This window comes from Stenotrophomonas sp. 99219_Sma, assembly GCF_056480785.1.
This window is the reverse complement of sequence record NZ_CM151117.1, coordinates 4,164,341-4,189,491: the sequence shown is the minus strand read 5'-3', so window position 1 is coordinate 4,189,491 and position 25,151 is coordinate 4,164,341. Positions and strand designations below refer to the sequence as shown.

The window sequence follows — 25,151 nt, the reverse complement described above, 5'->3', positions numbered from 1 at the left end:
GCGAACGTTGGGAATGGGTCTGGAAGAAACTGCGTCCAGAGGGTGCGGCACGCGAACGCGGCCGGATATGCCGACACTATCATCGGCCTGCGGCGCCACGCAAGGGTCGCCGGGAACAGCATTCATCATGGGCGCGGGGCGCCCGCCGGCAGCCGCGGTCGGCGGCTGCCGGAGAACAGCAGGATCAGGCCAGGGCCTTGTCCAGCAGGCCGGCCAGCTGGGCCTTGCCCACCGCACCGATCTGCTCGCCGACCTTCTCGCCGTCCTTGAACACGACCAGGTACGGAATCGAACGCACGTGGTACTTGGCGGCCAGCGCACGGTTGTGGTCGACGTTGACCTTGGCGATCTTGGCGCGGCCCTGGTAGGCATCGGCCAGTTCGTCCAGCGCCGGGGCGATCATCTTGCACGGGCCACACCACTCGGCCCAGAAATCGACCAGCACCGGTTCCTTGGAATTCAGCACTGCGCTATCAAAGTCGGCGTCGCCGACATGTACAACCTTGTCGCTCATCTTGGTTTCTCGTCTTGGATTGCACCCGGCCATGCCGGAGGTGGGTGAACTGGGCCATGCCCGGTGGCGCGACCCTCGTCGTTGCCTCGCGGCGCACTGCCGCGGTGCGTTCGGCGGGATGCCTGGACGCTCACGGCCGGCAGTGTACCCCTATCGCAGGGCGGGGACAGGCGCCGGCTGGAACCCAGCGTATCGTGATCGCTTCGATGCCTGGTATGTGTCGGATTTCACTGTCTTCCTGTACATGGGGCTGGCAGCGGGCGATACCAGCGGCCCTGGCAGGGCCGTTCAAGTCCGGTGTGGCTGGGTGAAGGGTGCCGTCTCTTGACTTTATGAGACAGCTCATTCCGGTTTGCCGGCCCGAGTGCGTTAAACTGGGGCATTGTGCGGCGCGCGGACCGGGTGGTCCCAGCCTGCCAACCCGCCGCAGGGGCCGCAGTTTGCGACGGTGCCCCTAGACGATGAAGTGCCAGCCGCCCCACGGGCCGGCGGCCATACCAAGACGGACTCATGAGCGACAAACCGCTGACCGATTTGACCTTCTCCTCCTTCGAGCTGCATCCGGCCCTGCAGGCCGGCCTTGAAGGAGCCGGATTCACCCGCTGCACCCCGATCCAGGCGCTGACCCTGCCGGTCGCGCTGCCCGGTGGTGATGTTGCCGGCCAGGCCCAGACCGGCACCGGCAAGACCCTGGCCTTCCTGGTCGCTGTCGTGAACCGCCTGCTGACGCGTCCGGCCCTGGCCGACCGCAAGCCGGAGGATCCGCGCGCGCTGATCCTCGCCCCGACCCGCGAACTGGCCATCCAGATCCACAAGGATGCAGTGAAGTTCGGTTCCGACCTGGGCCTGCGTTTCGCCCTGGTCTACGGCGGCGTGGATTACGACAAGCAGCGCGAACTGCTGCAGCAGGGCGTGGACGTGATCATCGCCACCCCGGGCCGCCTGATCGACTACGTGAAGCAGCACAAGGTGGTCTCGCTGCACGCCTGCGAGATCTGCGTGCTGGACGAAGCCGACCGCATGTTCGACCTGGGCTTCATCAAGGACATCCGCTTCCTGCTGCGCCGCATGCCCGAGCGCACCACCCGCCAGACCCTGCTGTTCAGTGCCACCCTCAGCCACCGCGTGCTGGAGCTGGCCTACGAGCACATGAACGAACCGCAGAAGCTGGTGGTTGAAGCCGAGACCATCACCGCCGCGCGCGTGCGCCAGCGCATCTACTTCCCGGCGGACGACGAGAAGATCCCGCTGCTGCTGGGCCTGCTGTCGCGCAGCGAAGGCGCGCGCACCATGGTCTTCGTCAACACCAAGGTGTTCGTCGAACGCGTCGCCCGTTCGCTGGAAAAGGCCGGCTACCGCGTCGGCGTGCTGTCCGGCGACGTGCCGCAGAAGAAGCGTGAGAGCCTGCTCAACCGCTTCCAGAAGGGCCAGCTGGAAATCCTGGTGGCCACCGACGTGGCCGCGCGTGGCCTGCACATTGATGGCATCAAGTACGTCTACAACTACGACCTGCCGTTCGACGCCGAAGACTACGTGCACCGCATCGGCCGTACCGCGCGCCTGGGCGAAGAGGGCGATGCGATCAGCTTCGCCTGCGAACGCTATGCGATGGGCCTGCCGGACATCGAGGCCTACATCGAGCAGAAGATTCCGTCCGAGCCGGTCACCAAGGAACTGCTGACCCCGCTGCCGCGCCCGGAACGCCCGGCCCCGGCTGCGGGCGAGGAAGGCGAGGACAACGAAAGCGTCGGCCAGATCTTCCGCGAAGCGCGCGAAGCCCGCGCTGCCGAGGAAGAGCGCCGTGGCGGTGGCCGCAGTGGCGGCCGTTCCGGCAGTGGTGGTGGCCGCGGTGGCCGCGACGGTGAGCGCAGCGGCGAGCGCCGTTCGCGTGGCCCGCGCAAGCCGCGCGTGGAAGGCGAGCAGGGCGCTGCCGCCCCGGCCGCCGGTGCCGAAGGCGCTGCCGCGCAGGCCCCGCGTCCGCCGCGCCCGCCGCGTGCTGAAGGCGCACCGGAAGGTGCGGTGGACGGTGAGCACAAGCCGCGCAAGCGCCGTCGTCGTCGCCACGGCCGTCCGGTCGAAGGTGCCGAGGGTGTGCAGAACGCCGCCGGCAATGGCTCCAGCCCGGTCACCCCGGTGCAGGTGGTGGCCAAGCCGGTGCGCACGGCTGCTGATACCGGCGATTCGTTCCTGACCCGCATCGGCCGCAAGATCCGCCGGATGCTGTCGGGTAGCTGATCGGCGCTGCCGATCAGCGGGTAGCACCCGACCGTTGGTCGGGTGACCTTGACCGGTGTGCCGACCAACGGTCGGCACCCACCCTGGCCGGCAACCCACACCGCTGCCGGCCAGCGGCCGGCACTACCGATGGCGCGACCGTCTCCACGACGTCGCGCCGGTCCTGCATAATCGGGGCATGAGTGTCCTGCGCTTCGACAATGTCAGCAAACAGTACGCCGGTGGCCACGAGGCGCTGACCGATGTCAGCTTCGAGGTCGCGCCGGGCGAGATGCTGTTCGTCACCGGCCATTCCGGTGCGGGCAAGAGCACCCTGCTCAAGTTGATCCACCTGGACGAGCGGCCCAGCCGCGGCGCGGTGGTGTTCGACGAGCGCAACCTGCTGAAGGTGCGCGGTGGCGACGTGCCCCGCCATCGACGCGCGGTCGGCGCGGTCTACCAGGACCACCGCCTGCTGATGGACCGCTCTATTGCCGAGAACGTGGCGCTGCCGCTGATCCTGCGCGGCACCCGCCGTAGCGACATCAACAAGCGCGTGCGCTCGGTGCTCGAGCGGATGGGCCTGGGCCATCGCGAGAAGGCGCTGCCCTCGCAGCTGTCGGCCGGTGAGCAGCAGCGCGTCGGCATCGCCCGCGCCATTGTCGGTGAGCCCAAGCTGCTGGTGGCCGATGAGCCGACCGGCAACCTCGACCCGACCCTGGCGGCGGAGATCATGGCCCTGTTCGCCGAGCTGCCCGCGCGCGGCACCAGCGTGCTGGTGGTCAGTCACGACCTGCCGCTGCTGCGCCGCATGCGCAAGCGCGTGCTGATCCTTGACCACGGCCGGCTGGTGGATGACATCTCGCCGCAGGACCTGGCGGAGTAATCGATGGCGAAGAACGAAAACAGCGAAGCCGCCGCCCCGTCGCGTGTGGGCGTCTGGTTCCAGCACCACGTGCACAGCGTGGTGTTCAGCCTCGGCCGCGCCTGCCGCAAGCCGTGGGCGACCCTGCTGACGGTGATGGTCATGGCGCTGGCGCTGGCCCTGCCGCTGGGCCTGTCGATCGCGCTGGACAACCTCAAGCAGTTCGCCGGCAGCGTGCAGCAGTCGCGCGACATCAACGTGTTCCTGAAGGGCAACGTCGATGGTCCCGGCGCGCTGCGCCTGGCCGGCCAGCTGCGCGATCGCGATGACGTGGCCGAAGTGAACGTGCGCACGCCGGAGCAGGGCCTGCAGGAACTGCGCGATGCCGGCCTCGGCGAGGCGATCGATGCACTCAACGACAACCCGCTGCCCTCGCTGCTGGTGATCACCCCGGGCCAGGGCAAGGACGACGCACGCCTGGCGCGCGCGCTGGAAAGCCTGCCCGAGGCCGACCTGGTGCAGCACGATGCGCTGTGGCGGCAGCGCCTGGATGCCTGGCTGGCGTTCGGTGCGCGGCTGGTGCAGGTGCTGTCGGTGCTGCTCGGCGTGGGCGCCGCGCTGGTGGTCGGCAACACCGTGCGCCTGGACATCCAGGCCCGCCGCGAAGAGATCGGCGTGCTGCAGCTGCTCGGCGCCAGTGATGGCTTCATCCGCCGCCCGTTCCTGTACCTGGGCGCGTGGTATGGCCTGGGTGCCGGCGCGGTGGCGCTGGCCCTGATTGCTGCGGCCGGCGCCGCCTTGCGCGTGCCGCTGGCCGAACTCTCGCGCAGCTACGGCAGCCCGTTCGTGCTGCACGGCCTGGACCTGCTGCATGGCAGCCTGGTCCTGCTCGGCACACTGCTGCTGGGCTGGCTGGGCGCGTGGCTGGTGACCGGCCATTTCCTTCGCCAGACCCGCCCGACCGACACCTGAGACCGGCATGCAACCGCAAGCGCTGAAGCACCTTGAAGGGCCCGCGACGCGGGTGATGGTGGTCGATGGGTCAAAGCTGGTCCGCAAGCTGATCGCCGACGTCCTGCAGCGCGACCTGCCGGGCGTGGAAGTGATCGGCTGCGACAGCATCGAGGATGCGCAGCTGGCGCTGGCGCAGGGCCCGGTGGATCTGGTGACCACCTCGCTGACCCTGCGCGATGGCGACGGCCTGGCGCTGGCGCGGATGGTGCGCGAAGCGGCCGGCCAGGCCTATGTGCCGGTGATCGTGGTCTCCGGCGATGCCCAGCAGCACCTGGAGCAGCGCCGCTTCACCGAGTACGTCACCGACTATTTCGACAAGGCGCTGGGCCACGAGGCACTGGCGACCTTCATCCGCGGCTACGTGCAGCCGCAGACCATTCCCGGCGCCACCATCCTCTATATCGAGGACAGCCGCGTGGTCGCCGAGGCTACCAAGCGCATGCTGGAACGCCAGCAGTTGAACGTGCTGCACGTGGTCAGCGCCGAAGAGGCGTTCACCCTGCTCACTGCCGAGTCGCTGGGCCGCAGTCGCCACCGCATCGACCTGGTGCTGACCGACGTCACCCTGAAGGGCGAACTGAGCGGTCGCGACGTGGTGCAGCGCGTGCGCGTGGACTTCGGCTACGGCAAGCGTCGCCTGCCGGTGCTGGTGATGACCGGCGATGGCAACCCGCACAACCAGACCGGGCTGCTGCAGTCCGGTGCCAACGACCTGGTGCTCAAGCCGATCGAAGAGCGCCTGCTGGTCACCAAGGTGCTGTTCCAGCTGCGCCTGGCCCGGTTGAACGATGGACCCCTGATTCGATGAAGTGGCGTGATGATTGATGAAGTAGCCGGCACCCCGACGATCCAGCTCGAGCCGAGCTGGAAGCAGCATGTCGGCGATTACCTGATGCAGCCGCAGATGCGCGAGCTGTCCAGCTTCCTGCGCCAGCGCAAGGCCAGCGGTGCGGCGGTGTTCCCGCCCGGCCCGCAGATCTTCGCTGCGTTCGATGCCACGCCGTTCGAGCAGGTGAAGGTGGTGATCCTCGGCCAGGACCCGTACCACGGCCGCGGTCAGGCGCATGGGCTGAGCTTCTCGGTGGCGCCCGGAGTGCCGGTGCCGCCGTCGCTGCTGAACATCTACAAGGAGATCGAGAGCGATCTCGGTATCCCGCGTCCGGACCATGGCTGCCTGATCCCGTGGGCGCAGCGCGGTGTGCTGCTGCTCAATGCCGTGCTGACGGTGGAAGAGGGCCAGGCCGGTGCCCACCAGGGGCGTGGCTGGGAAGGTTTCACCGACCACGTGGTGGATGTGCTCAACCGCGAACGCGACGGCCTGGTGTTCATGCTCTGGGGCGCGTACGCGCAGAAGAAGGGCAAGGTCATCGACACCCGCCGCCACCGTGTGCTGAAGTCGCCGCACCCGTCGCCGCTGTCGGCCCACCGCGGCTTCCTGGGCTGCCAGCATTTCTCGATGGCCAACGAGTACCTGCAGCGCCGCGGCCAGGCCCCGATCGACTGGTCGCTGCCGCCGCGTTCGGCGCTCTGACCGCCGGCGGGTGACCGGGGCTGAACGCCGGGCAACGTTTCCGGGCCTGAATGGGCTTTGCGGACGGCCCGTTCAGCTCCGCTTGACCGGAATCGGCCGGTTTCCAGCAGGTAATTGATTGAATTCCAAGGGATTGTGAATCCCGAAAAGCGTGCTCGCCACTGTCATCAAATCGCGCTACGGTAGGGCTCTGTTTGGGACCAGTGTTGCATCAATAGGATGCTGGAACTTTTTCCTCCTTTAGCAGTCCAAATGCCGGACTGCTAAGATGGGTGCCTATGAGCCAGAACACCTCTACTGCCCTTGTGGCAAACAATCTCCCGATTCCCAGTGCGCTCGGTTCGCTGGACGCCTACATCGGTGCCGTGCACCAGATTCCGGTGCTGTCGGTCGATGACGAACAGGACCTGGCCCGTCGCTTCCGCGACGGCAACGATCTGGACGCCGCCCGCGAGCTGGTGCATTCGCACCTGCGCTTCGTGGTGCACGTGGCCCGCGGCTACAACGGCTACGGCCTTGCGCTGGGCGACCTGATCCAGGAAGGCAACATCGGCCTGATGAAGGCGGTCAAGCGCTTCGACCCGGACATGGGCGTGCGCCTGGTCTCCTTTGCCGTGCACTGGATCCGTGCCGAGATGCACGAGTTCATCCTGAAGAACTGGCGCATCGTGAAGGTCGCCACCACCAAGGCGCAGCGCAAGCTGTTCTTCAACCTGCGCAAGTCGAAGACGCGCCTGGGCTGGATGAACGCGGCTGAGGTCAGCGCGGTGGCGAAGGACCTGAACGTGTCCGAGCGCGAGGTCATGGAAATGGAGTCGCGCCTGTCCGGTCGCGATATCGGTTTCGATGCGCCGGCCGACGAAGACAACGAACACGCGCCGCCGTCGCCGGCTGCGTACCTGGTTGCCAACGACGAAGACCCGTCGATGGCCTACGAACGTGCAGACAGCGAAGACAACCAGATGCAGCTGCTGCGCGAAGGCCTGGCCGAGCTGGATGCGCGCTCGCGCGACATCATCCGCCGCCGCTGGCTGGATGCGGACAGCAAGGTGACCCTGCAGGAACTGGCTGACGAATACGGCGTGTCGGCCGAGCGTATCCGCCAGGTTGAAGCGAACGCGCTGAAGAAGATGAAGGCGCTGTTCACCGCGTAAGCGGAAAGGCGTCGCAATTGTGAAAGGCTCGGCAGCAGTGCCGGGCCTTTTTCGTTTGTGGGGCTTAGCTACGCATGACTTGGCTCTATTCTGACGCCAGGACGGTGGTTGCGCCGACCTGATCATGTGCTGGATGCTGATGTTCACGCTGTACCACGCAGTGGCACGGTATGATCATGCCACGCGTCTTCCTCACACGAAGTTTCAATCGCAGCATGCGCAGGACCACCCTGTCCGACGCTGCGCTGTACCGGTCGGTACGTGAAATGGAAGCGGGTCTGGTGGATGCTGATCTTGGCGGCGGAATCTTCAAGAAGCGCGTTGCCTTGCCGGGGCGAGGAAAGCGTGGGAGCGTTCGAATCATCGTCGCCACACAGCGAGGCGGGCATTGGTTCTTACTTTTCGGCTACGAGAAGAATGAGCGTGCTGCGATCACGAATGCGGAACGCGATGCGCTGCAGTTGTACGCATCGGAGTTCCTGAAAATGAGTGCGGCGCAGTTGAATCGTGCCGTGGAGTACGGGGATCTACAGGAGATCGACCATGACGAAGACCCCTGAGCGACGGCGCGCGAAAAGTGCGCTTCTTGAAGCGGTGCATGATGCCGCTGTGAGTCTGCACGCGCATGGTTTCATCGATAAACGTCGATTGAGCAGCTACGAAGCGCTTTGCCTTGAGCCGGTGCCTGAGTACAGCAGTGCCCAGATACGTGCCCTGCGTACGTCATTGCAGCTCAGTCAGCCGGTCTTTGCGGGAGTTCTCAATACCAGCGTTTCCACCGTACGCAGCTGGGAGCAGGGCGAAAAGAAGCCCAGCGGACCGTCACTGAAGTTGCTTAACCTGATTGATCGGAAGGGACTCGAAGCAGTCCTGTAAAGCAAAGGCCCGGTTCTGCCGGGCCTTTGCTTTTCCGAGGTGTTCAATCCACGCATGGCGTGGATCTACCCCGGCGGTGTGGCGCCTGTAGAGCCACGCCATGCGTGGCTGCGGCGCCGGACCTCAGCCCTCGCGTGCGATCGCCCGCCAGCCGATGTCGTTGCGGTGGAACTCATTGGCCCAGGTCACCTTGGCCACGCCTGCATACGCATTCGCCTGCGCGTCGCGCACGCTGTCGCCCAGTGCGGCCACGCACAGAACGCGGCCGCCGGCGCTGACGACCTGGCCCTGCGCATCCAATGCCGTACCGGCATGGAACACCTTGGCACTGGCCGGCACATCATCCAGGCCGGAAATCACGTCACCGGTGATCGGTGCTTCCGGGTAGGGCTTCGCGGCCAGCACCACGCCCAGCGACGGGCGCGGATCCCAGTGTGCTTCCACCTGATCCAGCCGGCCATCGATGGCGGCTTCCACCAGCTCCACCAGATCCGACTGCAGGCGCAGCATCACCGGCTGGGTTTCCGGATCGCCGAAGCGCACGTTGAATTCGATCACCTTCGGCGCGCCGCTGGCATCGATCATCAGGCCGGCGTAGAGGAAGCCGGTGAACGGGATGCCGTCGGCGATCATGCCCTGCACGGTGGGGTTCACCACCTCGCGCATCACCCGTGCATGCACCTCCGGCGTCACCACCGGGGCCGGCGAATAGGCGCCCATGCCGCCGGTGTTCGGGCCGGTATCGCCGTCGCCGACGCGCTTGTGGTCCTGCGAGGTGGCCATCGGCAGCGCATGCACGCCGTCCACCATCGAAATGAAGCTGGCTTCCTCGCCGTCGAGGAATTCCTCGATCACCACGCGCGCACCGGCATCGCCGAACGCGTTGCCCGAGAGCATGTCACGTACCGCGTCCTCGGCTTCGGCCAGGGTCATCGCCACGATCACGCCCTTGCCGGCGGCCAGGCCATCGGCCTTGACCACGATCGGCGCGCCCTTCTCGCGGATGTAGGCCAGGGCGGCGTCCACGTCGGTGTGCACGGCGTAGAACGCGGTGGGGATGTTGTGGCGGGCCAGGAAGTCCTTGGCGTAGGCCTTGCTGCCTTCCAGCTGCGCAGCGGCGGCGGTCGGCCCGAAGATGCGCAGGCCGGCGGCGCGGAAGCGGTCTACCACGCCAGCCACCAGCGGTACTTCAGGGCCGACCACGGTCAGTGCCACGCCTTCGGCCTGGGCAAGCGCCAGCAGACCGTCGATGTCGGTGACTTTCACCGCCACGTTGCGGCACTTGTCTTCGCTGGCGGTGCCGGCGTTGCCGGGTGCCACGATCACTTCGGTGACACGGGAGGACTGGGCCAGCTTCCATGCCAGGGCGTGTTCGCGGCCGCCAGAGCCGATGACGAGGATCTTCATGGGACAGGGTTCTCGGGTACGGAAGAGAAAAGCCGGGCAGGGCCCGGCTTCGTGATGCGGATCAGTGGCGGAAGTGGCGCACGCCGGTGAACACCATGGCCAGGCCATGTTCGTCGGCGGCGGCGATCACTTCGGCATCGCGCATCGAACCGCCCGGCTGGATGACCGCCTTGATGCCGGCGGCGGCAGCGGCATCGATGCCGTCGCGGAACGGGAAGAACGCGTCGGAGGCCATCACCGAGCCCTCGACCACCAGGTTCGCATCGGCGGCCTTGATGCCGGCGATGCGGGCCGAGTACACGCGGCTCATCTGGCCGGCGCCCACGCCAATCGTACGGTTGTCCTTGGCGTACACAATCGCGTTGGACTTCACGAACTTGGCCACCTTCCAGGCGAACAGCAGGTCGGTGAACTGCTTGTCGGTCGGCGCCAGCTTGCTGACCACCTTCAGCTCGTCGCGGGTCATGCCGCGGTTGTCCGAGGACTGCAGCAGCAGGCCCGAGCCGACGCGCTTGCTGTCGAAGTTGTTCAGGCCATCACCATGCGGGATGCGCAGCACGCGCACGTTGGCCTTCTTCTGCGCGTACTCCAGCGCGGCCGGCTCGTAGTCCGGGGCGATCAGCACTTCCACGAACTGGCGGTCCAGGATCACCTTGGCAGTGGCGGCGTCCAGCGGTTTGTTGAAGGCAATGATGCCGCCGAAGGCGCTGGTCGGGTCGGTGGCGTAGGCCAGCTCGTAGGCATCGCCATTGCCGGCACCGACCGCCACGCCGCACGGGTTGGCGTGCTTGACGATGACGCAGGCCGGCGCATCGAACTGGCGCACGCATTCCCACGCCGCGTCGGCATCGGCCAGGTTGTTGTAGCTCAGTTCCTTGCCCTGCAGCTGCTGGAAGGTGGCCAGCGTGCCCGGCACCGGATACAGGTCGCGGTAGAACGCGCCGCTCTGGTGCGGGTTCTCGCCGTAGCGCAGGTCCATCACCTTCACGAAGGTGGAGTTCATCTGTGCCGGGTACTCGGTACGCGCCGGCACCACAGCGTCGGTGGCGGTGACCGCCGACAGGTAGTTGCTGATCGCGGCGTCGTACTGGGCGACGCGGTTGAACGCGGCCACCGAGAACGCGAAGCGGGTGGCAGCCGACAGCTGGCCGTTGTTGGCCTCCAGCGAGGCCAGCAGCTCGGCGTACTGCGACGGATCGGTGGACACCGCCACGCGGGCGAAGTTCTTGGCCGCCGAGCGCAGCATGGCCGGGCCGCCGATGTCGATGTTCTCGACCGCGTCGGCCAGGGTGCAATCGGCCTTGGCGGTGACCGACTCGAACGGGTACAGGTTCAGCACCAGCAGGTCGATGGCACCGATGCCGTGCTCGGCCATCACCGCATCATCCAGGCCCGAACGGCCCAGCAGGCCGCCGTGCACCATCGGGTGCAGGGTCTTGACCCGGCCGTCCATCATTTCCGGGAAGCCGGTGACGTCGGCCACGTCCTTCACGGCCAGGCCGGCATCGCGGATCGCCTTGGCGGTGCCGCCGGTGGACAGCAGCTCCACGCCGCGTGCCGCCAGCGCAGTGGCCAGCTCGACCAGACCGGTCTTGTCGGAAACGGAGAGGAGGGCCCGGCGGACGGGCAACAGATCAGCAGTCATGGGACAGAATCGGCAGCGGAGCGGGGCCGATATTGTAGGCGGTGGGGGCCGGTGGCGGGCGCTGGAAGGGGCAATTTGCCATGGCAATCGACGTAAGGCCGGGTCGGGCACATCGATCCGGACCGGTCCGGGGGCTGGGCTGTGGACCGGAGCCGGGTTGTCGGAATCTGCCGACGATGGGGTAGGCTGTGCCCGCACTGCCAAGGATCAGCGGGTACGGATCATGTCGATCTATGCATTGAAAGGACGTTTCCAGGACCTGTTGCGTCCAGCCGTACGCGGTCTGTACCGCATGGGGATCACCGCCAATACGGTGACCGTGGCCGCCGCCGTGGTCTCGCTGATGGTGGCCGCCGCCGTGTGGTGCTGCGCGCCGTCCCAGCCCCTGCTGTACCTGCTGCTGCCGCTGTGGATGCTGCTGCGCATGGCACTCAACGCGGTGGACGGCATGCTGGCCCGCGAGTTCGGCCAGCAGTCGAGGCTGGGCGCCTATCTGAACGAGCTGTGCGATGTGATCGCCGGCGCGGCGCTGTACCTGAGCCTGCTCAGCGTGCCGGGCGTGCGCCCGGAAGCGCTGTGGCTGCTGGCCTGGACGGCGGCCCTGAGCGAGTACACCGGGGTGCTGGGGCTGATGGTCGGTGCCAGCCGCCGCTATGACGGCCCGATGGGCAAGAGCGACCGCGCGTTCGTCATCGGCGTGCTGGGCCTGCTGCTGGCGTTCGGCTGGGGGGCTGCGATGACTGTCACTGGCGTGGCCGCGGCCATGGCGGTGCTGTGCGTGCTGACGATGATCAATCGCGTCCGTCGCGGACTGCGGGAAGCGGCGGTTTCGCCGAATTAATCAAGCAGATACAAAAAGACAATCAGGAGATTGCATGCGTCAGGCGCAGGAACGGGAATTCCACAGCTTCGACCAGGTACCGCTGTTCTACCGGTACTGGGCGAGCACCACCGCGACCCCAGCCACCAAGGCTGTCGTGCTGCTGCATCGCGGCCATGAACATTCTGGCCGGGTCACCCACCTGGTCGATGAGCTGGACCTGCCCGACACCGCCTTCTTCGCCTGGGATGCACGCGGTAATGGGCGTTCGCCCGGCGCACGAGGCGATGCCCCGGGCTTCCCGGCGCTGGTGCGCGATCTGGACAGCTTCATCGCCCACATCGGTGCCGAGCACGGCATCGCGGTGCAGGACATCGTGGTGATCGCGCAGAGCGTGGGGGCGGTGGTCGCCGCGACCTGGGTGCACGATTACGCGCCACGCCTGCGTGCGCTGGTGATGGCTTCGCCGGCGTTCAAGGTGAAGCTGTACGTGCCGTTCGCACGCCCGGGCCTGGCCTTGATGCAGAAGCTGCGCGGCAACTTCTTCGTCAACAGCTACGTCAAGCCGCAGTGGCTGACCCACGATCCGGCGCGGGTGGAAAGCTACCGCACCGATCCGCTGATCACCCGGCCGATCTCGGTGCGCGTGCTGCTGGGCCTGTACGAAGCAGCCGACCGCATCGTCGCCGATGCGCAGGCGATCAGCGTGCCGGTGCAGCTGCTGGTGTCCGGCTCGGATTTCGTGGTGCACCGTGGCCCGCAGGACCGCTTCTACGAGCGCCTGTCCAGCCCGATCAAGGAGCGCGTGCATCTGCCGGGCTTCTTCCACGACACGCTGGGCGAGCGCGATCGGGCGCCGGCGCTGGCGCGTATCCGCAGTTTCATCCAGGCACGTTTCGCCGAGCCGCTGCGCGAACTGTCGCGGCGCGATGCGCACCGCCATGGGCCGACTTTCGAAGAATCGGAGATCCTGGCCTGGCCACCGGAACGCAACAGCCTGGCCGACCTGCGCTGGCGCGTGGTACGTGGCGGCCTGCGCTTCGGCGGAACGTTGTCCGAAGGCATCGCGCTGGGCCTGCAGACCGGATTCGATTCGGGCAGCACGCTCGACTACATCTATCGCGATGAGGCGCGCGGCAAGGGCCCGTTGGGGCGCATGGTCGATCGCAACTATCTGGATGCGATCGGCTGGCGCGGCATCCGCATTCGCGGCCAGCACCTGCAGGAACTGCTGCGCGACACTGCCCAGCGCCTGCGCGGGCAGGGCACGCCGGTGCGCGTGCTGGACGTGGCTGCCGGCCATGGCCGCTACGTGCTGGAAGCGCTGGGCCAGGGCGAACAGCGCGCCGAGCGCATCGTGCTGCGAGACTTCAGTGATCTGAACGTCACCCAGGGTCAGGCCTTGATCGAGCGCCTGGGGGCGGCCGACATCGCGCGCTTCGAGCAGGGTGATGCGTTCGACCCGGCACAGCTGGCCAAGGTCGATCCAGCACCGACGCTGGCCGTGGTATCGGGCCTGTACGAACTGTTCCCCGACAACGATGCGGTGCTGCGCTCGCTGCAGGGCATTGCTGCGACGGTGCCGGCGGGCGGCTACCTGGCCTATACCGGCCAGCCGTGGCACCCGCAGCTGGAGTTCATCGCACGCGCACTGACCAGCCACCGTGGCGGCGCCGCGTGGGTGATGCGCCGCCGTACCCAGCAGGAAATGGACGAGCTGGTGCGCCTGGCCGGGTTCGAGAAGGTGGCGCAGCGTATCGACGACTTCGGCATCTTCACGGTGTCGCTGGCGCGCCGGACCGCGTGATGGCGACGCTCGCCGCATCCCCGCTGGCCGCAGAGGGGCGCCCCTGGCGGCGCGCCCTGTTGTGGCTGGCCCTGCTGGGCCCATTCTTCTTCGCCAGCTATGGCTTCGCCAACTGGATGGCTGGCCGCCATGCCGAACTGCCGGTGATGGCGTTCGGATGGGAAACGCAGATTCCGTTCGTACCGTGGACGATCGTGCCGTACTGGTCGATCGATCTGTTCTATGCGGTTTCCTTCTTCCTGTGCCGGCAACGGTTGGAGCTGGACCGGCATGCGTTGCGGTTGTTCAGTGCACAGTTGATCGCGGTGACCTGCTTCCTGCTGTGGCCACTGCGCTTCAGTTTCGAGCGGCCGGAGATCGGCGGTGTGTTCGGTTGGTTGTTCGATGTGCTGCTGGGCTTCGACAAGCCGTTCAACCAGGCGCCATCACTGCACATCGTGTTGCTGATCGTGCTGTGGGTGAAATTCGCGCAGTACCTGCATGGGGTGTGGCGTTGGGTACTGCATGTGTGGGCGCTGCTGATCGGCGTCTCGGTGCTGACCACGTTCCAGCATCATTTCATCGATATCCCGACCGGCCTGCTGGCCGGTTGGCTGTGCGTCTGGCTGTGGCCGGAGCAGGGCACGCCACCCTTGCGTGCCTGGCGCACCGCGCGTGACGCCAGACGTTGGCGCCTGGCAGCGCTGTACCTGCTGGGGGCCGCTGCATTGCTGGTGCCGGTGGTGCTTCTGCGTGGCGCGGCGTTGTGGCTGCTGTGGCCGGTGGTATCGCTGCTGCTGGTGGCGTTGGCGTATGCGGGGCTCGGTACGGCGGTGTTCCAGAAGCGTGCCGATGGTCGCCTGACCATGGCGGCACGCTGGTTGCTGGCGCCGTACCTGGGTGCGGCCTGGATCAATTCGCGGCTGTGGACGCGGCGTGCGCCGCAGCCGGTGCCGGTGATGGACGGTGTATGGCTGGGGCGTGTTCCCTGCGCTGCATTGCCGGCACCCTTGGTCGGCGTGGTCGATGCCTGTGCCGAACTGTCCTGTCGTGCACCGGGCGCGGCGTATGCCAGCGTGCCGATGCTGGACCTGGTGGTGCCCACGCCGCACCAGTTGCGCGAGGCGGCCGAGGCGATCGAGCGGCTGCGTGCGCATGGACCGTTGCTGGTGTGCTGCGCACTGGGCTATTCGCGCAGTGCTGCCAGTGTGGCGGCCTGGCTGTTGCGCAGTGGTCGTGCCACCGATACCGATGCCGCGGTGGCGATCGTGCGCACGGCACGTCCGGGCATCGTGCTGGGCGCGGCGCATCTGCATGCCATCACTGCTGCAGCGGGAGCACGCACGTGAGTAGGGTTCCCGATCTGGCGACCATGCAGCTGCTGCTGCGGCAGGGCCGTTGGCCGGCCGGCCTGTCGCTGGGCCTGCTGCTGGTGGCGCTGCTGCTGCTCGGCACCGAACCTGGCCTGGCGATGATTGCCGCCGGCGTGTTGCTGCTCAGTGTTGCCGCGGGCATCGCACAGATCTACCACGCGTGGCGGGTGGCGCTGGATGCCAGCCTGCTGCAGCTGCTGCGCGATGAAGGCCTGGAGGGTGACGCCGCCGCGCGCCGCACCGACCAGCTGCTGCACGCCAGTGGCCTGCGCCGCATGCAGCCCGACGCGCCGCTGCGCGGCTGGGATGCGCGCTGGGCCGGCATGCGCCGCCTGCTGCTGCGCCAGTACCTGCTGACAGCGGTGCAGTTCGCACTGCTGGTGCTGGCCGTGTTGTGGCCGCAGACGTGAACGGGAGGGACCGATGTTCGCTGAATTGATTGCGCGCGCCTGCAGTGGCGCGATCCATGTAGTGACCGGCGCCCGCGCGCTGTGGATCGGCTGTGCGCCGTCCAGCGAACGGCGCGTGTATTACGGCAACCACGCCAGCCATGGTGACTTCGTGCTGATCTGGTCGTCGATGCCACCGGCACTGCGGCGCCAGGTGCGCCCGGTGGCCGCGGCCGAATACTGGCAGCGCGATGGCCTGCGTCGCTACCTGATCGATGCGGTGTTCAACGGCGTGCTGGTCGAGCGCGAGGCCGGCCATCGCCAGCAGGATCCACTGCAGGCCCTGCGTGACGCGGTGGACGAAGACTGCTCGCTGATTCTGTTTCCGGAAGGTACCCGCAACGTGGGCGAAGAGCCGCTGCTGCCGTTCAAGAGCGGCATCTATCACCTGGCACGGCAACGCCCGGAGCTGGAATTCGTACCGGTGTGGATCGACAACCTGAAGCGGGTGATGCCCAAGGGCCGGTTCCTGCCGCTGCCGCTGCTGTGCACGGCCACCTTCGGTACGCCGCTGCGGCTGCAGGCCGACGAGGACAAGGCCGCCTTCCTGGCCCGCAGCCGGCAGGCGCTGCTGGACCTGGCGCCGAACGGGGGCAGGGCATGAGCTTCCTGATCGATGTGTCCGGCGACCTGGCCACGCAGAGTGTCGGCCAGCAGACCGGCCTGCTGTTTGCTGGCGTGGGTGCAGTGCTGGTGCTGGCCACGCTGGTGGCCGAGACATTGCGCTGGCGCCAGCGTGGGCAGCCCAGCGCGGTGATCGCCAACCTGGTCTCGCGCATCCGCGCGTGGTGGGTGATGGCGATCGTGGTCGGGCTGGCGCTGTTCTTCGGTCGTGCCGGGGTGATCGTGCTGTTCGCGATCATCTCGCTGTTCGCACTGCGCGAGTTCATCACCCTGGCGCCGACCCGCTCGGGCGACTACTACGCGCTGCTGGCCGCGTTCTACATCGTGCTGCCGTGGCAGTACTACCTGGTCTGGATCGACTGGTACGGCATGTACACGCTGTTGATTCCGGTCTATGCGTTCCTGTTCCTGCCGATCCTGTCGACCATTGGCGGTGATACCACGCACTACCTGGAGCGGACCGCGAAGGTGCAGTGGGGGTTGATGATCTGCGTGTTCTGCATCTCGCATGTGCCGCTGCTGCTGAACCTGCACGTGCCCGGCCATGACCCGTCGCGCAACGTGCTGCTGTTCGCCTTCCTGGTGATCGTGGTGCAGTCTTCGGACGTGCTGCAGTACATCTGGGGCAAGCTGCTCGGCAGGCATCTGATTGCGCCGAAGCTGTCGCCGTCGAAGACGGTGGAGGGCTTCGTGGGCGGCGTGCTGAGTGCCAGCGCGCTGGGCGCGGCGCTGTGGTGGATCACCCCGTTCACGCCGCTGCAGGCGTTCGGTCTGTCGCTGCTGATCAACCTGATGGGGTTCTGGGGCGGCCTGGTGATGTCGGCGATCAAGCGTGATCGTGGCATCAAGGACTGGGGCCACATGATCGAGGGCCATGGCGGCATGCTCGACCGGCTGGACTCGGTGTGCTTTGCCGCGCCGGTGTTCTTCCACGTGGTGCGGTATTACTGGAAGGCGGGCGGCGGCGGTTGATTCTGCCGGCTTCCATCCACGCATGGCGTGGATCTACTGGCGGGCGGGGGCGGTTTACTCTGCCGGGCCTTCATCCACGCATGGCGTTGATCTACCGGTAGTGCCGGCCGCTGGTCGGCAACTGCAACATCCTGCCATCGTTCATGGGGTTGCCGGCCAGCGGCCGGCACTACCCTCGTGCGCGCTTACGCGCTGATGCCGTATTCCTTCAGCTTCTTGCGCAGGGTGGCACGGTGGATGCCCAGCATCGCGGCGGCGCGGCTCTGGTTGCCTTCGCAGTGGTTGAGCACTTCCACGAACAGCGGAATCTCCATCTCGCGCAGCACGATCTCGTAGACATCGTCCGCATCGCAGCCATCAAGGTCACGCAGGTAGCGGCGCACGGACTGGGCGACGTGTTCACGCAGCGGTGGCCGGGGAGCGCCACGACTGTTGTCAGGACGAGAAAGGACAGCGTTCAAGGGGGTTCCCGATTCGGTTGGCCCGTGCGCGCGGAGCGCGCGGCCGGACGAGGTGGTGGCGGCCAGTCTAGCGCGAGCGTGCCCGGCCTGCCACGGCTGGTCGCCTCTCCCCGGTCAGAGGAAGTCGAAGGTGAATGCGACGGTGGACGCAGCGGGCTCCTGCAACCGGAAGGCGACGCGCGCGCTCTGGCCCGGTTCCAGCAGGGCTGCACCGGGGTTCTCGCCCAGGTACTGCGCGGGCGTGAACACGCCGCTGCCGATCACCCGGCCATCGGCATCGGACAATGACAACCGCAGGTCCGGCCACGCCTGTGCCCAGCGCGCATCGTTGCGGATGCTGGCCTGTACCTGCAGCACACCGGCCTGGCCCGGCAGGGGGCGGATCTCGCGGCTGGTCATGGTGAATGCAGCGGGTTCGTGCCAGGCAGGCAGGCTGCAGCGCAGCACGCCGCACAGCGTGCCCAGCCATGCGCGGTTGCCGGCGTCGGCGGCCAGCCGCGCGCGGTCGGCCAGCACGCTCTGCAGTACCAGCAGCAATGCCAGCCCGGCGACCAGCAGCCAGTGCCAGCGGGGTGCTGGCAGCGTGCGCGTGCGCGCGCTGCCGAGGAAGCTGGGGGCATCACTGGCGACCGCCGTTGCCTGCACCGCGACCGGCGCCGGTTCGATGGCCGCTGCTTCATCAACGATGACAACGTCATCGTCGTGTCGCATCTCTGTCGCCGGTGGGCGTGCCAGGTCGATGGGCTCGGCCTGCATCTGCTCCACGGGCGTTGCGTGCCCGGCTTCGTCCTGCATACGCGCATCGGTCGCACGCGCATCGGTCGCAGGCGCAGGCTCACCCTCCGGCGTCGTGCGCAGGAAGGTGGCCAGGGGACGGCGCGGTGGGTTCGGCTCGGACATGCTCAGGGCGCGGGCTCGGATCCAGCGGTCATTCAACCACGATCAGGCGCGGCGCACGCCGGTGATGCGCATCCAGTCGCCATCCTGGGTGGCCTGCAGATCGTCGAACCATGCTGCATAGCGCTGCAGCAGTTCGCCTTCCTGGCCATGCAGGATGCCGGACAGGGCGATGCGGCCACCGGCAGCAACGCGCGCAGCCAGCAGTTCGGCCAGCGCATCCAGCGCCGAGGCGAGGATGTTGGCGACCACGATCGGATAGGTCGCGACCGGTTCGTCCTGCGGCAGGTACACATGCATGCGGGCCTGCTCGCCGTTGCGCTCGGCATTGTCGGCGGTGGCGACCAGGGCCTGCGGATCGTTGTCCACGCCGATGGCTTCGGCGGCGCCCAGCTTCAGCGCGGCCAGTGCGAGGATGCCCGAGCCGCAACCGAAGTCGAGCACGCGCTGGCCCTGCAGCAGGCCATCGACCGCCAACTGGTCCAGCCAGCGCAGGCACAGTGCGGTGGTCGGGTGGGTGCCCGAACCGAACGCCAGGCCCGGGTCCAACCGCACCACGGCGGCATCGGCGGCCTGTGCGGCATCGGGCAGTTCATGGTTCCACGGCACGATCCAGGTGCGGCTGCCGAAGTCCATCGGCTGGAACTGGTCGAGCCAGGCACGTTCCCAGTCTTCATCCTCGACCGCGCGGAAGCTGCCGCTGCTCCAGTCCAGCTCCGGATCGAAGGATTCCAGTGCGGCCAGCAGCAACAGCGCGTTGCTGTCGGCGGGGAACAGTGCGCTCAGCACCAGCGTGTCCCACAGCGGGGTCTCGCCCACGCCCGGTTCGAGAATGGCCTGTTCGTTGCTGGTATCGGCCTCGGCATCGAGCAGGGTCACGGCCAGTGCACCAACGTCCTCCAGCGCATTTTCATAGCGGGGCTGGGTGGCTTCGGTGCAGCGCAGGGTCAGTTCCAGGAACGGCATGGTGGTGGGGGCAATCGCAGGAAAGGGGGCCATGCTAGACCATCGGGGCGTCTCCGTATTGCCTGAGATGCCGCTCCGAGATGAACGAAGCCCGTTCAGACAGGCCCGTCGGGCCTTGCTAAACTTCGTGCTTTCCTATGCGCCGCATCGCCTACCGCCGCCGATGGCCTTCGCTCCGACCCTGAAAACCTGGTTGCTCGTACTGCCGGCTGTGGCCGTGCTGGGCGTGGCCGGTTATCGGGCCAGCGGCCATGCTGCGACGTCTTCGGTAGCGTCGGCGGATCTGGCAGGTGCGGTCGCGGCCGCTGACAGTGCGGCGCCGCTGCCGGTGATGCCGGAGGCGCTCGCGCGCCGCCTGGCACCCTTCGAGCGTGGCAACGCATTGCCGTCCGGGCTGCCCCTGGATCTCCGCGCCGATATCGAAGACGCCACCGACCTGTATGCCTATGCTCAGCGGTTGCGTGCCCAGGCGGACGAAGGCAACCACGAGGCGCGCTGGATGCTCAGCCGTGTCTATGACTATTGCGCGCAGTACGCGGTCGATCCGGGTGGCTACCGCTTGGACAACAACGTGCTGGCCGGGCTGGGCCTGACCGCCGCACCGGCGATGGTGCAGGCGCGCGAACGCGTCGCGCAGCGTTGTGGTGGTTTCGTGCCGGGCGACAAGTTGGGCACGGCCTTGGTGCTGTCCGAACGTCGCAAGGCGGCCGCACAAGGCAATCTGGCTGCTGAGGCTGCGTTGTTCGCCGAGGGCGAACCGCTGCAGGACAGCCCCGAGTACCGCCGTGACCTGGTTGAACGGGTGCGCACCTCGCGCGACCCGGAGGCCTTCATGGCGATCGCACCGGGCATGGGCGTGCGCGCCTCGGGTGACCGCGCGCTCAACGGCCTGGTGGCGGGCGAGCAGCTCAGTGAACTCGCATGGCGGCTTGCGGCCTGCGAACTCGGTCTACCGTGTGGGGCAGACAGTGTGCTGGTCAACAGTTTTTGTGCGAACGGAGGGATCTGTTCGCGGATGGTACGCAGGATTTCCGGGATTTCGTGTATGACGCTGCGGTATCGCGGCAGGGCGCTGGGAAGATGAAGGAATGGATCAAGCGATTGGTTGGAAAGAGGAACGAGCAATGAACTACCGCCGATTCCTGCACGGGGCCAAGTTCTGGTTCTGGGTGGCCCTGTTCGTGGCCTACTCGGCCGGCGCGGTTGGCCTGTTGATGATCGATACCTATGAAGATCGCTACCGGCATCTGTCGAAGGTGGAACTGACCACGGTGAAGGCGCAGGAAGACGTGCGCCGTGCCGGTGCCAGCCAGGTGGCCGCGGTCTATCGCGCGCAGAGTGGCATGCCGTTCGCGTCGCTGCCGGCGGGCAGCACCTTCCAGGTGGTGTGGCCGGATGGTTCGACCGAGACCATGGTGATCGTCGACCCGACGTCGCCCAATGGCGTGCGTCCGCTGGCGAACTCGCAGATTCCGGCCGAAGCTGCCGACAAGCGCTGATGCGCTTGCTGTAGCGCCGAGCCCACGCTCGGCTGAGCTTTCCGGCAAGCCGAGCATGGGCTCGGCGCTGCAGCAACAGAAAAGGGCGGGGATATCCCCGCCCTTTTCATGTCCAGCACGTGGCGCCGATCAGGTCAGCGCGATCGGCTTGTTCTTGCGTTCGGCCAGGCGCTTTTCCAGGTAGTGGATGTTCTGGCCACCGGCCTGGAAGCCCTTGTCGCGCATGATCCGCTGCTGCAGGGCGACGTTGGTCTTGATGCCATCGACCACCATTTCGCTCAGTGCCACCCGCATGCGGGCAATGGCGGTTTCGCGGTCCGGGCCGTGCACGATCAGCTTGCCGATCATCGAGTCGTAGTTCGACGGCACGCGGTAGCCACTGTAGATGTGGGTGTCCACGCGCACGCCGGGGCCGCCCGGCGGATGGAAGCCGGTGATGGTGCCCGGGCTCGGCACGAAGGTTTCAGCATCTTCGGCGTTGATGCGGCACTCGATGGCATGGCCGGTCAGCACCACGTCGCTCTGCTTGATCGACAGCTTCTGGCCGGCGGCGATCTTCAGCTGCTCGGCCACCAGGTCGATGCCGGTGACCATTTCGGTGACCGGATGTTCCACCTGGATGCGGGTGTTCATTTCGATGAAGTAGAAGCGGCCGTCCTCGTACAGGAACTCGAACGTGCCGGCACCACGGTAGCCGATGCGTACGCAGGCTTCGGTGCAGACCTTGCCGATCTGCTCGCGCTGCTCGGCAGTGATGCCCGGTGCCGGCGCTTCTTCCACCACCTTCTGGTGGCGGCGCTGCATCGAGCAGTCACGCTCGCCCAGGTGGATGGCGTTGCCCTGGCCGTCGGCCAGTACCTGGATTTCCACGTGGCGCGGGTTCTCCAGGAACTTCTCCATGTAGACCTCGCCATTGCCGAACGCGGCCTTGGCCTCGCTCTTGGTGGTTTCGATCGAGGTCTTCAGCGAGGCTTCGGCGTGCACCACGCGCATGCCGCGGCCACCGCCACCACCGGCCGCCTTGATGATGACCGGGTAGCCGATCTCACGGGCGATCTTGGTGTTGGCGACGATGTCTTCGCCCAGCGGGCCGCCCGAGCCGGGCACGCACGGCACGCCGGCGGACTTCATCGCGCGGATGGCTTCGACCTTGTCACCCATCATGCGGATGGTGTCGGCCTTGGGGCCGATGAAGATGAAACCGGACTCTTCCACGCGCTCGGCGAAGTCGGCGTTCTCCGACAGGAAGCCGTAGCCCGGGTGGATGGCCTGGGCGTCGGTGACTTCCGCCGCGGCGATCAGTGCCGGGATGTTGAGGTAGCTCTGCGGCGACGGCGCCGGACCGATGCAGACCGACTCGTCGGCCATGGCCACGTGCTTGAGGTTGCGGTCGACCGTGGAATGCACGGCCACCGTGCGGATGCCGAGGGTGTGGCACGCGCGCAGGATGCGCAGCGCGATTTCCCCTCGGTTGGCGATGACGACTTTGTCGAGCATGGCGTGCCCCTCAGCCGATCACGAACAGCGGCTGGTCGAATTCGACCGGCTGGCCGTTCTCGCCGAGGATGGCGACGATGGTGCCGGACTTGTCGGCTTCGATCGGGTTGAACATCTTCATCGCTTCGATGATGGCCAGGGTCTCGCCTTCCTTGACCTGCTGGCCAACGCTGACGAACGCAGGCTTGTCCGGGGCGGACGAGGCGTAGAAGGTGCCGACCATCGGCGAGCGCAGCACGTGGCCTTCCGGCAGCGCCGGGCCCGGCTTGGCGGTGCCACCGGTGGAGGCTTCGGTCGGCGACTGCATCGGCATCGCCTGCGGCGCCGGAGCGGCCGGAGCGGCGTACACCGGGGCGGCGACCGGGGCGGCATAGCCGGCCACCGGGGCGCGCGACAGGCGCACCGACTCTTCGCCTTCCTTGATTTCGATTTCAGCCAGGTTCGACTCTTCCAGCAGGTCGATCAGCTTCTTGATTTTGCGGAGATCCATGGTGGCCTCTTTGCTCTTGATGTCAGTGTGGTGGGAAGCGCATCGCGCTCGGGTCAAAGCAGTTCGTAGAACTCGCGCAGCTGCCGCGTACGGTCGCGCGTCTGGGTGATCAGGCACTGCATCTTCGCAGGGTTGCGCGAGGTGCCGTCTGCATTGAAGGCGTAGACTGCCTCGCAGTCTGCATCGCGCAGGGTTATCCAGATGCGCTGGGCCTTCACCAGCTGCTGTTCGGCCGCTGCGCAGCGACTGCAGCTGCCATCGGCGGCCTGCGCCTTCAGTTCGCCGCGCGCCTGGACGTAAACGGCGTTCAATGCGCTGTCGGCGTCATCCAGGCGATCGGAATCGCACATGTCGCGCTCGTAGCCGCCGGTCGCCTGCGCGCAATCAATGCCGGCGGCCGCGCGCTCGGCGGCGACGCTGGCGCCGCACACGCCGGCCCACAGCACGATGCAGGCAAGCACTCTTGGGAGCATCTTCACGCGCGGGCCGCCTGCACGCGCAGCAGCGCCGCGTCCATCGCGTAGCGGTAGCTGTCGGCGCCGAAACCGCAGACCACGCCCACGGCTTTGTCACTGAAGTAGCTGTGCTGGCGGAACGGTTCGCGGGTATGCGGGTTGGACAGGTGGATCTCGATGAACGGCACCGCCACCGCCGCCAGCGCATCGCGCAGGGCGACCGAGGTGTGGGTGAAGGCGGCGGGGTTGATCAGGATGAAAGCGGTTCCGTCGTCGCGTGCGGCCTGCACGCGGTCCACCAGCACGTGCTCGGCATTGGACTGCAGGCTCTCCACCGCGTGCCCGGCAGCCGAGGCCTGGGCGGCCAGCGCCTGGTCGATGTCGGCCAGCGTGGTGTGGCCGTAGACCTCCGGCTCGCGGGTGCCGAGCAGGTTGAGGTTGGGGCCGTGCAGGACCAGCAGCTTCGCCATGGGATCCGGAAGACGGGAAAGGGCGGCAGTCTGGCGGAACCGGCGGATGCTGTCCAGTTCGGCGAAGTTTGCAGCGTTTCAATCGATTGTTTGAAATTCCCCGGAGGGCTTGCGGCCGTATGGCGGGCGCTGGATCAAGGCGCGCTGAACGCCGTGCAGCTGGGGGATGCGTGCACGTAGGCCGACGATGGCGGCAGGCCGGGCGATGACCGATGCCGCAACGGGCGGTGATGCGGTAGATCCACGCCATGCGTGGATGAGGGAAGTTCGGTGCGCAGCAGGCTACGCACCCACCGAGGGGCAGCCCATGGTGCGCTGCACGCCACCCACCGCCCCCGCCACGCACCCGCTCACGTCTCCAGCGGCACCGTCGGCACCACGTTCGGGAACACCTCCTCCAAGGGCTCCCGTTCCCCCGGCTTCGGTGCCGGCCAGTTGTAGGCGTTCACCGGCTGCGCGCGGTTCACCCACAACGCGTAATACAGATGGTCGGCGCGGCCATCACCGGTATTGGGGTGGATCAGGATGGTCAGGCCCAGGCTGTTGAGCTGCAGCCAGGGCACCAGCACCGGCAGCAGGTCGTTGGTGAAGCCGAAATAGAACGACGGGGTGACGTGCGGTCCGCGTGGTTCCAGGTTCCAGTTGCCCAGCTCCACCGGGAAGCGCTCGGCCGCCCAGCGCCGCAGCAGCGCAGCTTTCTCGAAGCTGTCCTCGTCGAAGTAGATATGCGCGTGATAGCTCTTGATGTCGGTGTAGGCACGTGGGGTCGCGGGCAGGGTGGCCTCCCCGGGACGCACGCTGGCTGGGCGCGGGGTCGGTTCGCTGGCGGTGACCTGGCCCCAGGGGCTGCTGCCCTTCACCGGCGGCGGGACGATGGCACGGAAGCCGGGGCGCCCGGGTTCGGTGGTGTTCACCGTGCTTTCGCCGCGCGGGGCTGCGGCGGCGGTCGACGCACTGGCCAGGCCGCCGGCGGCCAGACCGGCTGATGCGATCAGGCGGCGGCGTGTGGGCGAAAGCAGGTCGGCCCAGTGGGCGTCATCGTCGCCGGCGTCGATCAAGGTCAGCGGGTCCGGGTGCATGAAGGGCTCCGTGGCGGCATCGTGTGGGCAGGCAAGCACGCTCGGGCACCTGCATCCACAGCGTCCAATAAGCAGGTGGCATCACCTCATGCA

26 protein-coding genes and 1 pseudogene are annotated in these 25,151 nt (G+C 67.2%); 16 read left to right on the top strand and 11 right to left on the bottom strand.

What is annotated here, in order from left to right; all coding sequences use genetic code 11:
• Positions 1-184 precede the first annotated feature (184 nt).
• Complete coding sequence (trxA, locus tag ACZK13_RS19100; RefSeq protein WP_005411275.1) at positions 185-514, bottom strand: thioredoxin; 330 nt, start codon at positions 512-514, stop codon at positions 185-187.
• A 510-nt stretch (positions 515-1,024) separates the two neighbouring features.
• Between trxA and rhlB the strand changes: the two genes are divergently transcribed.
• From rhlB to ACZK13_RS19060, 8 genes are all read left to right on the top strand, one after another.
• Entirely contained in the window at positions 1,025-2,749 is a 1,725-nt protein-coding gene (gene rhlB, locus ACZK13_RS19095; RefSeq protein WP_253145270.1) for an ATP-dependent RNA helicase RhlB, read from the top strand.
• 178 nt (positions 2,750-2,927) lie between these two features.
• On the top strand, positions 2,928-3,614 hold the full coding sequence (gene ftsE / locus ACZK13_RS19090) for a cell division ATP-binding protein FtsE (RefSeq protein ID WP_032129538.1): 687 nt from the start codon (positions 2,928-2,930) through the stop codon (positions 3,612-3,614).
• Between the two features lie 3 nt (positions 3,615-3,617).
• Entirely contained in the window at positions 3,618-4,565 is a 948-nt protein-coding gene (gene ftsX / locus ACZK13_RS19085; RefSeq protein WP_010481047.1) for a permease-like cell division protein FtsX, read from the top strand.
• Positions 4,566-4,572: 7 nt separating this feature from the next.
• Positions 4,573-5,415 (top strand): response regulator, encoded by an 843-nt coding sequence (locus ACZK13_RS19080; RefSeq protein ID WP_032129540.1) that lies wholly within the window; start codon positions 4,573-4,575, stop codon positions 5,413-5,415.
• A 9-nt stretch (positions 5,416-5,424) separates the two neighbouring features.
• Complete coding sequence (gene ung / locus ACZK13_RS19075; protein WP_049400766.1) at positions 5,425-6,138, top strand: uracil-DNA glycosylase; 714 nt, start codon at positions 5,425-5,427, stop codon at positions 6,136-6,138.
• A 278-nt stretch (positions 6,139-6,416) separates the two neighbouring features.
• On the top strand, positions 6,417-7,292 hold the full coding sequence (rpoH, locus tag ACZK13_RS19070; protein WP_180838257.1) for an RNA polymerase sigma factor RpoH: 876 nt from the start codon (positions 6,417-6,419) through the stop codon (positions 7,290-7,292).
• Positions 7,293-7,468: 176 nt separating this feature from the next.
• Entirely contained in the window at positions 7,469-7,852 is a 384-nt protein-coding gene (locus tag ACZK13_RS19065; protein ID WP_183080207.1) for a type II toxin-antitoxin system RelE/ParE family toxin, read from the top strand.
• Positions 7,836-8,168 (top strand): helix-turn-helix domain-containing protein, encoded by a 333-nt coding sequence (locus tag ACZK13_RS19060; RefSeq protein ID WP_019338970.1) that lies wholly within the window; start codon positions 7,836-7,838, stop codon positions 8,166-8,168. The genes ACZK13_RS19065 and ACZK13_RS19060 overlap by 17 nt, the downstream gene beginning before the upstream one ends.
• A gap of 123 nt (positions 8,169-8,291) precedes the next feature.
• Here the strand turns inward: ACZK13_RS19060 and purD are convergent, their stop codons facing one another.
• Together purD and purH are read right to left on the bottom strand one after the other, a co-directional pair.
• Positions 8,292-9,575, bottom strand: coding sequence for a phosphoribosylamine--glycine ligase (gene purD / locus ACZK13_RS19055; protein WP_253145258.1), 1,284 nt, complete (start codon positions 9,573-9,575; stop codon positions 8,292-8,294).
• Between the two features lie 61 nt (positions 9,576-9,636).
• Complete coding sequence (purH, locus tag ACZK13_RS19050) at positions 9,637-11,220, bottom strand: bifunctional phosphoribosylaminoimidazolecarboxamide formyltransferase/IMP cyclohydrolase (protein WP_478482066.1); 1,584 nt, start codon at positions 11,218-11,220, stop codon at positions 9,637-9,639.
• A gap of 223 nt (positions 11,221-11,443) precedes the next feature.
• On the opposite strand from purH, the gene ACZK13_RS19045 reads away from it, so the two are divergent.
• From ACZK13_RS19045 to ACZK13_RS19020, 6 genes are read left to right on the top strand one after another with little or no spacing between them, the layout of a single operon-like run.
• Positions 11,444-12,061 carry a CDP-alcohol phosphatidyltransferase family protein gene (locus ACZK13_RS19045; RefSeq protein WP_478482064.1) on the top strand — a complete coding sequence of 206 codons (618 nt, stop codon included), beginning with the start codon at positions 11,444-11,446 and terminating at the stop codon, positions 12,059-12,061.
• 34 nt (positions 12,062-12,095) lie between these two features.
• Positions 12,096-13,847, top strand: coding sequence for a bifunctional alpha/beta hydrolase/class I SAM-dependent methyltransferase (locus tag ACZK13_RS19040; RefSeq protein WP_253145256.1), 1,752 nt, complete (start codon positions 12,096-12,098; stop codon positions 13,845-13,847).
• Complete coding sequence (locus tag ACZK13_RS19035) at positions 13,847-15,175, top strand: phosphatase PAP2/dual specificity phosphatase family protein (RefSeq protein WP_430541986.1); 1,329 nt, start codon at positions 13,847-13,849, stop codon at positions 15,173-15,175. The genes ACZK13_RS19040 and ACZK13_RS19035 overlap by 1 nt, the downstream gene beginning before the upstream one ends.
• Positions 15,172-15,609, top strand: coding sequence for a hypothetical protein (locus tag ACZK13_RS19030; protein WP_180838262.1), 438 nt, complete (start codon positions 15,172-15,174; stop codon positions 15,607-15,609). Before ACZK13_RS19035 ends, ACZK13_RS19030 begins: the two co-directional genes overlap by 4 nt.
• A gap of 13 nt (positions 15,610-15,622) precedes the next feature.
• Complete coding sequence (locus ACZK13_RS19025) at positions 15,623-16,252, top strand: lysophospholipid acyltransferase family protein (RefSeq protein ID WP_032129554.1); 630 nt, start codon at positions 15,623-15,625, stop codon at positions 16,250-16,252.
• A complete protein-coding gene (locus tag ACZK13_RS19020; RefSeq protein ID WP_032129555.1) occupies positions 16,249-17,244 on the top strand; it encodes a phosphatidate cytidylyltransferase in 996 nt (331 codons plus the stop codon). The genes ACZK13_RS19025 and ACZK13_RS19020 overlap by 4 nt, the downstream gene beginning before the upstream one ends.
• A gap of 185 nt (positions 17,245-17,429) precedes the next feature.
• Here the strand turns inward: ACZK13_RS19020 and fis are convergent, their stop codons facing one another.
• The 3 genes from fis to prmA all read right to left on the bottom strand — a co-directional run bounded on the left by fis (position 17,430) and on the right by prmA (position 19,568).
• Complete coding sequence (gene fis, locus ACZK13_RS19015) at positions 17,430-17,705, bottom strand: DNA-binding transcriptional regulator Fis (RefSeq protein ID WP_005419706.1); 276 nt, start codon at positions 17,703-17,705, stop codon at positions 17,430-17,432.
• A gap of 114 nt (positions 17,706-17,819) precedes the next feature.
• On the bottom strand, positions 17,820-18,605 hold the full coding sequence (locus ACZK13_RS19010) for a DUF3426 domain-containing protein (RefSeq protein WP_121504257.1): 786 nt from the start codon (positions 18,603-18,605) through the stop codon (positions 17,820-17,822).
• Positions 18,606-18,647: 42 nt separating this feature from the next.
• Entirely contained in the window at positions 18,648-19,568 is a 921-nt protein-coding gene (gene prmA, locus ACZK13_RS19005) for a 50S ribosomal protein L11 methyltransferase (RefSeq protein WP_049463300.1), read from the bottom strand.
• Positions 19,569-19,731: 163 nt separating this feature from the next.
• Between prmA and ACZK13_RS19000 the strand changes: the two are divergent.
• Both ACZK13_RS19000 and ACZK13_RS18995 read left to right on the top strand, forming a co-directional pair.
• Positions 19,732-20,696 (top strand): annotated as a pseudogene (locus tag ACZK13_RS19000) (hypothetical protein).
• Positions 20,693-21,067, top strand: coding sequence for a hypothetical protein (locus ACZK13_RS18995; RefSeq protein ID WP_010481078.1), 375 nt, complete (start codon positions 20,693-20,695; stop codon positions 21,065-21,067). Before ACZK13_RS19000 ends, ACZK13_RS18995 begins: the two are co-directional and overlap by 4 nt.
• Before the next feature lie 129 nt (positions 21,068-21,196).
• Here ACZK13_RS18995 and accC read toward each other — a convergent pair whose 3' ends face one another.
• From accC to ACZK13_RS18970, 5 genes are all read right to left on the bottom strand, one after another.
• Positions 21,197-22,564: an acetyl-CoA carboxylase biotin carboxylase subunit gene (gene accC, locus ACZK13_RS18990; protein ID WP_032129559.1), complete on the bottom strand. Its 1,368-nt coding sequence runs from the start codon at positions 22,562-22,564 to the stop codon at positions 21,197-21,199.
• A gap of 10 nt (positions 22,565-22,574) precedes the next feature.
• Positions 22,575-23,054 carry an acetyl-CoA carboxylase biotin carboxyl carrier protein gene (gene accB / locus ACZK13_RS18985; protein WP_032129560.1) on the bottom strand — a complete coding sequence of 160 codons (480 nt, stop codon included), beginning with the start codon at positions 23,052-23,054 and terminating at the stop codon, positions 22,575-22,577.
• 53 nt (positions 23,055-23,107) lie between these two features.
• A complete protein-coding gene (locus ACZK13_RS18980; RefSeq protein ID WP_097048608.1) occupies positions 23,108-23,533 on the bottom strand; it encodes a lysozyme inhibitor LprI family protein in 426 nt (141 codons plus the stop codon).
• A complete protein-coding gene (gene aroQ / locus ACZK13_RS18975) occupies positions 23,530-23,979 on the bottom strand; it encodes a type II 3-dehydroquinate dehydratase (protein WP_049423471.1) in 450 nt (149 codons plus the stop codon). The genes ACZK13_RS18980 and aroQ overlap by 4 nt, the downstream gene beginning before the upstream one ends.
• A gap of 350 nt (positions 23,980-24,329) precedes the next feature.
• A complete protein-coding gene (locus ACZK13_RS18970; RefSeq protein ID WP_049401742.1) occupies positions 24,330-25,058 on the bottom strand; it encodes a DOPA 4,5-dioxygenase family protein in 729 nt (242 codons plus the stop codon).
• Between the last annotated feature and the right edge of the window lie 93 nt (positions 25,059-25,151).